Genomic DNA, 8,558 nt, shown 5'->3' on the forward strand with positions numbered 1-8,558 from the left:
CTTCACCTATAAATACTCGGAACGTCCGGGAACCAGGGCCTGTGGGCTGGAGGGCAGTATTCCGGAGCCGGAAAAGCTGGAGCGGCTAAACCGGCTGATAAAACTGCAGCAGCAGATTACCATAGAATCCAACCAGGCAGACATAGGCAAAACATTCGAGGTGCTGGTGGAGAAGGAAAGCAAAAGGTCCCAGGGCCAGTTCATGGGCCGGAACGGGGGTAACAAGACCGTGGCGGTAAATTCCGGCAGGGAGCTTAAACCCGGCCAAATTGTGAAAGTAAAGATAGAAAAGGCCACCCAGGCCACTTTGATTGGAGAGTTCATTCAATGATATTCCAGGCAGCAGGTTTGCTGCCTTTTTTATTGCCAAACCGCTCAAAAAACATTGACAAAACAACATTTTAGCCTTAAACTAATATGTTATGCTGTCAAGCCTTGTAAAGATAACCAAAGGTCTGGTTTTTTCCGCTGTTTTTTGCCTATTCCTGGCTTCCCCGGCTTGTAGCGGAGGAATTCTGATCCCCATGGACCTCAATCAGTCCGATCACCTTAAGGCCTACGGCGTGGTTTACCGCTGTCTGCAGCAGGGGGTCAAGGTCCAGTGGCTTTTGAACTATCGGGGCGGGTCATTTCTGACCGATCATGACCAGATGGTGGGCCAGCTCTGCAACCTGCGCGGGGTAAGCTTCTCCGTAGTATCAGACGGCGATATCCAGTCCATATACGGGCAGATGGAGCCGGCCAACATGGAACGGATCGAGCTGGAAAAAGCTCCCAAGCTGGCGGTCTATGTTCCGCCCACCTACGATCCCTGGGACGATGCGGTACGCCTGGTGCTGGACTATGCCGAGGTGCCATATGCCACTCTGTGGGACGAGGAGGTTATGGCCGGGGCCCTGTCCCAATACGACTGGCTGCACCTGCACCACGAGGATTTTACCGGGCAGTACGGCAAGTTCTACCTGAACTACCAGAACACCGACTGGTACCGCAACGACGTCAAGGTCAACACTAGGACGGCCCAAAAGCTGGGATATAAGAAACTCAGCAAGCTGAAACTGGCGGTGGGGCAGCAATTGAGAAAGTACCTGTTCCAGGGGGGATTCCTGTTCGCCATGTGCTCGGCCCCGGCCACCCTGGACATCGCCCTGGCGGCGGCCGCCACCGACATCGTGCCCCAGGAATTTGACAGTGACCCGGTCGATCCAGGCTATTCTTCCCGGCTGGATTTCAGCCAAACCCTGGCCTTCCGGGACTTTTCGCTGATGGTCAACCCCTATGTTTACGAGCATTCCGACATCGATGTCAACAATCAGTACGGCGGAGCGCCGGAGGGCGACAACGGGCCGGCGGCCCGGGGCGCCAACAGCTATTTTACCTTGTTCGATTTTTCGGCCAAGTACGACCCCATCTCCTGCATGCTGGTGCAGAACCATGTGGCGCTGGTGCGGGAATTCATGGGCCAGGACACGGGGTTCAGAAGGTCAAAGATCAAGCCGGGGATAGTGGCCCTAGCCGAAGTGGCCGGCAGCGAAGAGGTAAAATACCTGCATGGGATCTACGGCCAGGGGAGCTTTGCCTACTACGGCGGGCACGATCCCGAGGACTACCAGCACATGGTGGGCGATCCGGCCACCGACCTGAGGCTTTTCCGCAACTCTCCGGGCTACCGGCTGATTCTCAACAACATCCTGTTCCCGGCGGCCAAGAAGAAGCAGCTTAAAACCTGACGATCACACATATATATCATGCCGAAACAAAAGCCCCACAGTCCAAAGACCGAAAATACCATTGTTGCCCCGGCCGGCGGGTTTCCCAGTATTTTCCTTGACGGTCTTAAACCTTATATCTGGCTGCTGCTGGCAGTGGCGCTGGTCTATGGGCAGACTGTAAGGTTTGGCTTTGTCGGGTACGATGATGTCAGCCTGGTCTCCCGGCAGGCGGGGCAGGCCCTTGACCTCGGGCGCATAAAGGCGGCCTTAAGCGAAAGCGTTTTCGGGCCCGGCCCGGGTCTGTTCTTTTACCGGCCGCTGCTGACATTGTCCCTGATGGTTGATTCGGCCATAGCCGCTGGCAGGCCGTGGATATTCCATCTAAGCAATGTGCTTTTTCACTTGGCGGCCGTATGGCTGGCTTTTGCCCTGTTCCTCAAACTGAAGTTAAGCCGCCCGGCGGTTTTTGCCGCAGCGCTGCTTTTAGCCGTTCACCCGGCCCTGGCCAGCGCAGTGTCCTGGGTTCCGGGCCGTAACGATACAATGCTGGCCGTCTGGACGTTGGCGGCGATGCTGTCGTTGTTGCAGTTCCTTGAAACGGGAAAGATAAGATATCTGGTCGCCCAGGGAATTTGTTTTTTGGCTGCATTATTAACCAAGGAAACGGCCCTGGTTTTTCCGGTGGCCGCCCTGACCGCCATGTTGTTGCTGCCGGACAAGGGGGTTGCAAACCCCAGGAAAGTGATCCTTCCGGTTTTGGTCTGGCTGACCGCAGTTATATTATGGTACCTGGCCAGGTCCAGGGCCATGGCGGGATACGGCCCGGTCCCCTTGTCTTTTTTAGCTCCAAGGGAAGTTATAGTCACTCTTGTCTCCGTGTTCGGAAGGATCGGACTGCCGTTCGACCTGACGTTGGTGCGCGATCTCAAAGACATTAATCTTGTTTACGGCCTGATATCTCTGGCGGCCTTGATCGCAGCTGCTGTTATCGGGGGAATAAGGAACAAGCGGGCTTTCGCCTTTGGGGCAATCTGGTTCGGGTTGTTTCTGCTGCCAGGCTTGGCTTTGGCCGGTGACAGCAACGCCTTTCTGGATCACAGGCTGTACCTGCCGCTGGTAGGCTTACTGATCTTGCTGCCGGAACTGAAAATATTTGACCTTCCTTTCGGCAGCAAATCAACAACAATGGGATGGCTCTTTTTGGCAGTATTGCTGGGATCCGTTTCTTTTGTCTATAGCCGAAGTTTTAAAGACGATCTCAGTTGCTGGACCAGGGCGGTAAAAAGATCCCCCAACTCGGCATTGGCTCATAATGCGCTGGGTCTGGCTTATTCCCAAAGAAATAATTCTCCGGCGGCCGAGAAGGAATACCTGAAAGCCCGGCAAATATCCAAGAGGTTTGTCAAAGCCGGCCTAAACTTGGGCATCCTCTACCTGAAAAACGACCGGCTGGAGAACGCCGGACAGGCCTTAAAGGAAGTGCTGTCAGTCCGGCCCGATCTTCCCGGGGCCAATTATAACCTGGGCGTGGTGTATCAGCAGCAAGGCCGGGAGGACAGCGCGTATTATTGTTTTCAGAAGGAGCTGGAATACGATCCCAGGAATGAAGGAGCTTTGGCCGGGATAGGAACGATCTACCACCAACGAGGCGATTTGGACCAGGCTTTGCGCTATTACCGGAAAGCTCTGGAGATCAACGGCAATGATCCCGGCGTATTGGTGAACCTGGGTTCGGCGTACCAACAGCAGGGTGACCTGCCGGAAGCGGAAAGAACCTATCTGAGGGCGATAGAGATCAAACCCGGCAGCGCCGAGGCCCATTACAATCTGGGACGGTTGTATAAGAAACAGGACCGGCGCCAGGAAGCGGAAATTGAATTGAACAAAGCATATTCCTTAAGGCCTTCCCTGAAAAGTAAAAATTAAATAATTATGTCAAGCCGGAAAATATTATGGAAACTGATATAAACACCAGCAAGAAGATCCTTGATCTGATCCGGGAGCACGGCACACCCCTGCAGATTGCCTTTGGCGGCAAGGCGGCGGAAAACCTGAAGCGGGCGGCGGCGGCGCTTTCTCCCTACGGATGGGCCGGCAACATCTTCTATTCCTACAAGACCAACCCGGTGCCGGAGATTCTGAAGGTGTTACATCAGAACGGGGCCGGGGCCGAGGTGATCTCGGAGCGGGAGCTGAACCTGGCCCTGGACCTAGGGGTCAAGCCGGACAGGATAGTGTTCAACGGGATATACAAATCACCGGCGGCATTGAAGACCGCGGTGGAAAAGAAGATCAGATGCATTAACATTGACGCCCCGCAGGAATTGGATATTCTAAATGAATTTTCGAAAACTGCCAAAGAAAATATCACTGTCGGCCTGAGGGTCCGTCCTTCGGTTGGCTGGCAGGGACAGTTCGGGCATGTGATCAAGGACGGTTCCGCCTCTGCCATGGCTGAAAGAATCATGGTCAATAAAAAGCTGGAGCTGAAAGCGATACATTTTCACCTGGGCAGTAGTGATTCATCGGCCTATCGCCTGGCGGTGGACGAGGCCCTGGAATTCATAAGAACCATCACACTGAAACTGGGCGCGGATATAAGGGCCCTTGACATTGGAGGAGGCTTTCCCGGGAAGGATATGCGCCTGCTGACCTTGTGGGAGCAAGGCTGGCTTAGGCTTTGGGACAGGCCGTGGCCGGCCCCGGTGGCAGGACCGGATGACGGGTTTGAGGTATTGGCGGAAACAGCCGGATACTTCAAACAGGCCAGAGCAAAGCACGGTTTGGAGAGCCTTGAGATGTGGGCCGAGCCGGGCCGTTTGATAACCGGGGATGCTCAAGTGCTGGCGGTCAAGGTGGTGGGTCTGCGCCAGTCCGGTTGGAAACATTATGCCATAGTTGACGGCGGCCGGGTGGGTGCGGCTGGACCATTGGTGGGCGAGACCAGGAAGGTGTCTGTTTTGGGAAAGAGCAGCGGGTCCGAAAATACTTATGATATTGTAGGCCCCACCTGCATGCCCTGGGACCGGTTGTTTGCCGGGGCCAAACTGCCGGAGCTTTCCATCGGGGATATGATCTGCATTGAAGGGGCTGGGGCGTATTTTGTTCCGATGGAGACGGAGTTTTCGTTCGCCCGGCCGAAATTAGTAACAATTGACGAATAGGCGGTATATTGAATAAAAGCAAGACATCAGTTTTTATCCTGGGCGGGGATTTTTTGGGGCTGGAAATGGCCCGAGAACTGAATGACGCGGGTTATTCCGTCACGGTAGTGGGCCATGGTAAAAATGACATCGCCCTGCATACCAGAAAAGCCCGGGGGATATCCCTGCCCTTACCCGACACCGACCCGGCTGGTCTGCTGGAGGAATTATTGAGATTGGCCCAAAGCGAAACAGGCCTTAAAGTACTTTTGGGCGTAAATGAGAAATGCCGCAAGTGGATCTCAGAATACCATAAAGAGCTCGCTCCTGAATTCAAAACCCTTTCCTGCGAGACTGAGATACTGGAAAGCTATTTTGATAAATGGAACCAGATGCAGATGTCTGCATCGGCGGATGTCTCGGCCCCAAATTCGGCGATATTGGACAAGGAAGAGATACTCACCAGAAAATTAAAATATCCGCTGATTATAAAACCCCGTTATTGTCCAATGACCATATCCTTCAGGGATAAACTCGGAACCAAGGTATTGGTAGCCCATGACCGATCCGAATTGAAAGACGCCTGCCAAAAGATAAAGGAGGCGGGATTCTCCCCGCTGATCCAGGAAATGGTGCCGGGTGTGGACTTCAACCAGTTCTTGTTCGGGGCGGCCGTAAAAGACGGCAAACCCTATGCCATATGCATGATGCAGAAGGTAAAAACCGATCCCTGGCCTTATGGCAGCGGGGTGATCGTCCGCACCATCTATCATCAGGAGCTTTATGAGGCCGGCTGTAAAATGCTGGCTGATTCAGGTTACAGCGGCATCTGCGACATAGAGTTCATGCGCAACTGGGACACCGGTGGATTTGATTTCATAGAATTCAACCCCCGTTATGGTTTGGGGCAAAGGGTTTCCCAGACGGCCGGCGCCGGCCTGGCGGAAATGGCGGTGAAGTTGGCCACGGGAGAGGCTCCTGATGCTCAGGTCATTGCCAGACCCGGGTATTTTTGGGTTTATTTTGATGAGTGGATAAAGGAAAGGATCATGCCCTGGCGGAATCAATTTACCAGACAGTTGCGCAACCGGGGGAATACCTCAAAAATATTTGATATCATGGATTGCAGACCAGAATTGAGGCACATTAAGAACATTGCATCTTCAAAACTCAAAAGGGTTTCACGGTTGTCATCGGCAATATTTGCCGGGGCCATTAACTTTGGAGAGATGCTCGATGAACTTGGGAAAATACTGGCGTAATAAATTTGACCAGTTAGCGCTTAAAGATATGCCTGTTTGGCAACAAGCCAGTTGGTGGTATGAGTATATTGTCGAAAACCAGAAAAGGTTCGTTGATAACGGTTTGCGGAAGCATTCAGGCAGCAAACAGCTTTTAGTGGCTGATATCGGTTGCGGGCCGGGGATAAACATTCAACAATTAGTGAAATTGGGGCATAAAGCAGTGGGGTTGGATTACTCCATCAATGGTCTTATGGTTGCAAAAAAGAGCGCGGGAACTGACAATTGTCAGTTAATAAATGGAAATGTTTCATTTATGCCTTTAAAAGAGAAGATTTTTGATGCAGTGTTATTTTTTGGCGTTTTGCAAACGGCAGATGATCCTGAAAGACAGATCAAACAGTTATCAGGGCTTTTAAAACCAAATGGTATTTTGCTGATGTCCACCCTGCGGCAGCATTCCATCTGGGAGTTACCTTTCTGGCCAATCCATATATTATCCCTGCAGGGTTATTATCCCTGTATTTCAAACAGGAATTTAGAGGTGATCAAAAGCAGAGACCTTCTGATACCCCGGCCGACAGACGATAAAGAACAACAGCTAAAAAGATATTCTACGGACAAAATAAAATCATGGCTGGCCAGTGCCGGCTTTCATAAAATCACATTCAAATATGACGGTCCGTTAGAATATTTTCCCCATCTATCCAATTCCATAATGACCTATGTCAGAGCATTTAAAAAATAAAGCTGGGCCGGAGTCAAAGGTATTTTTCAGCCCCGATGATCTACCTGAAAAATGGGATGAAGCATTCGGTTTATCGGGTTTATTCTGTCACAAGAAAACATTGAAGCATTTATTTGCCACCAGCCCATTAAAACAAGAATATTTTTCGGCGGGGAATCCTGGAAAACAAACGTTGAATGGCACGGTGTGCCGGTCAAATCTTCCATTTGCCGTGGGGCCCATTACAATTTACCGACCAGCTGCGATCTGCTCCCTGCCTATGCCTTTTAGCACAGATCCCGGGTTTTCTGATGTCGGGCGGCTTAAGGAAGTGGCGGACATTATGAATAGATTTTGGAAAGGTTTTCAATTGATAACCGGGCTTGGTGAAAGAGGGGAAGACATCCGGGGTTGGTCCTGGCGCAGGCACTTTCCTACGGTTGATCTGGACATTAAATGGGATTCATTTGACGAATATCTTGAGAGTTTCAGGTCAGATTACAAATCCAGAATAACTGAGACAATGAAACGGGGACAAGAGTTAAAATCTTGCATAATTACGCCGGATAGATTTGATGAAAAAACATACGATTTATACGTGGCTGTAGCCAGGCGGTATCATTCAATAGTATTGCCCCGAGATTACTTTGTAAGATTTCCAGTTAAAAGCTATATTTTAGGGCTGGAAGCCGATGGAATAGTTTTTGCCTGGGCCTTTTTAGTGCCCAAGGGCCGGTATCTCTATTTTCTTTTTGGCGGGTTTAACGAAAAATTTAATAACGCATATAGTATTTACAACAATCTACTATTGGCGATAGTACGGTTTTCCATCGAAAATAAATATGAAAAAATTAATTTAGGCCAGACTGCAGAATTAAGCAAGATGAGAATCGGCGGTTATCCTGTTGAGCGATACCAATTGGTCAGGCATACTGATCCCATAATAAATCAGATATTGCAAAAGACGGATATATTTGAATACCGCAAGCATTATCCGAAACCAAATGTATTCAAGAAAATGACGGAAATTGATCAAAGACATGTCCTGTAACAAAGTATTACTAATATATCCCCCAACTAACAGTATTGGTGGTACCAGCGATTCCTTATGGATGTTAGAACCCCTCGGGTTGGAATATGTAGCTGCCGCATGTAGCGAAAGCCAGGTATTAATAATTGATATGAGGTTTGAGCCGGACATTTTTCGGGCCATTAAGGCGTTCAAGCCGGACTTGATAGCTTTTACGTCTTTAACCTGTCATGTAAATGCAGTTATAGGTTTGGCAGTTAAAATAAAACATTACTGGCCGTACGTAAAAATAGTCATAGGCGGGCAACATGCCACCGTGAAACCCGAAGACTTTGAAATCCCTCAGGTAGATTATATTGTAAGGGGCGACGGCTATTCTGTGATGCGAGAGTTAATGGTCTCCCCGGGTTCTGAAAAGAATATTGTCGGCTTGAGCAGTAATGATGGCGGTAGTTTTAATAAAACAGCAGTAAGGGATTATGAAGATTTAGATACCCAGCCATTTCCCCGCAGAGAACTGGTGAAAAAATATTCCTCAAGCTACAGGTACGAATGGCATTTTGGAGTTTCTTCAATCAGGACTTCGGTAGGTTGTCCCTTTAAATGCAGTTTTTGCTCAGTTGATGCGCTGTCCGCCGGGAAATATATAAAGAGATCAGTAAAAAACATCGTCTCGGAGTTGGAGTCCATATCATCCCGGATTAT

8 protein-coding genes are annotated in these 8,558 nt (G+C 50.2%); all 8 read left to right on the top strand.

What is annotated here, in order from left to right; genetic code table 11:
* Positions 1 to 331, top strand: a 331-nt coding sequence (locus tag Q7U71_01270; protein MDO9390386.1) for a TRAM domain-containing protein, incomplete at its 5' end; no start/stop codon positions are given.
* Positions 332 to 524: 193 nt separating this feature from the next.
* Positions 525 to 1,730 (top strand): asparagine synthetase B, encoded by a 1,206-nt coding sequence (locus Q7U71_01275; protein ID MDO9390387.1) that lies wholly within the window; start codon positions 525 to 527, stop codon positions 1,728 to 1,730.
* Positions 1,731 to 1,748: 18 nt separating this feature from the next.
* The gene (locus Q7U71_01280; GenBank protein ID MDO9390388.1) at positions 1,749 to 3,638 is read left to right on the top strand and encodes a tetratricopeptide repeat protein; all 1,890 of its coding nucleotides are present in this window, start codon (positions 1,749 to 1,751) and stop codon (positions 3,636 to 3,638) included.
* 26 nt (positions 3,639 to 3,664) lie between these two features.
* Complete coding sequence (locus Q7U71_01285) at positions 3,665 to 4,876, top strand: hypothetical protein (protein ID MDO9390389.1); 1,212 nt, start codon at positions 3,665 to 3,667, stop codon at positions 4,874 to 4,876.
* Positions 4,877 to 4,884: 8 nt separating this feature from the next.
* Positions 4,885 to 6,117, top strand: coding sequence for an NAD-binding protein (locus Q7U71_01290; protein ID MDO9390390.1), 1,233 nt, complete (start codon positions 4,885 to 4,887; stop codon positions 6,115 to 6,117).
* A complete protein-coding gene (locus tag Q7U71_01295; GenBank protein ID MDO9390391.1) occupies positions 6,092 to 6,844 on the top strand; it encodes a methyltransferase domain-containing protein in 753 nt (250 codons plus the stop codon). Before Q7U71_01290 ends, Q7U71_01295 begins: the two co-directional genes overlap by 26 nt.
* On the top strand, positions 6,822 to 7,874 hold the full coding sequence (locus Q7U71_01300) for a GNAT family N-acetyltransferase (GenBank protein ID MDO9390392.1): 1,053 nt from the start codon (positions 6,822 to 6,824) through the stop codon (positions 7,872 to 7,874). The genes Q7U71_01295 and Q7U71_01300 overlap by 23 nt, the downstream gene beginning before the upstream one ends.
* The coding region (locus Q7U71_01305) for a cobalamin-dependent protein (protein ID MDO9390393.1) at positions 7,852 to 8,558 on the top strand (707 nt) is incomplete at its 3' end. The genes Q7U71_01300 and Q7U71_01305, both read left to right, overlap by 23 nt.

The organism is bacterium (assembly GCA_030655055.1).
GTDB lineage: Bacteria > Edwardsbacteria > AC1 > AC1 > EtOH8 > UBA5202.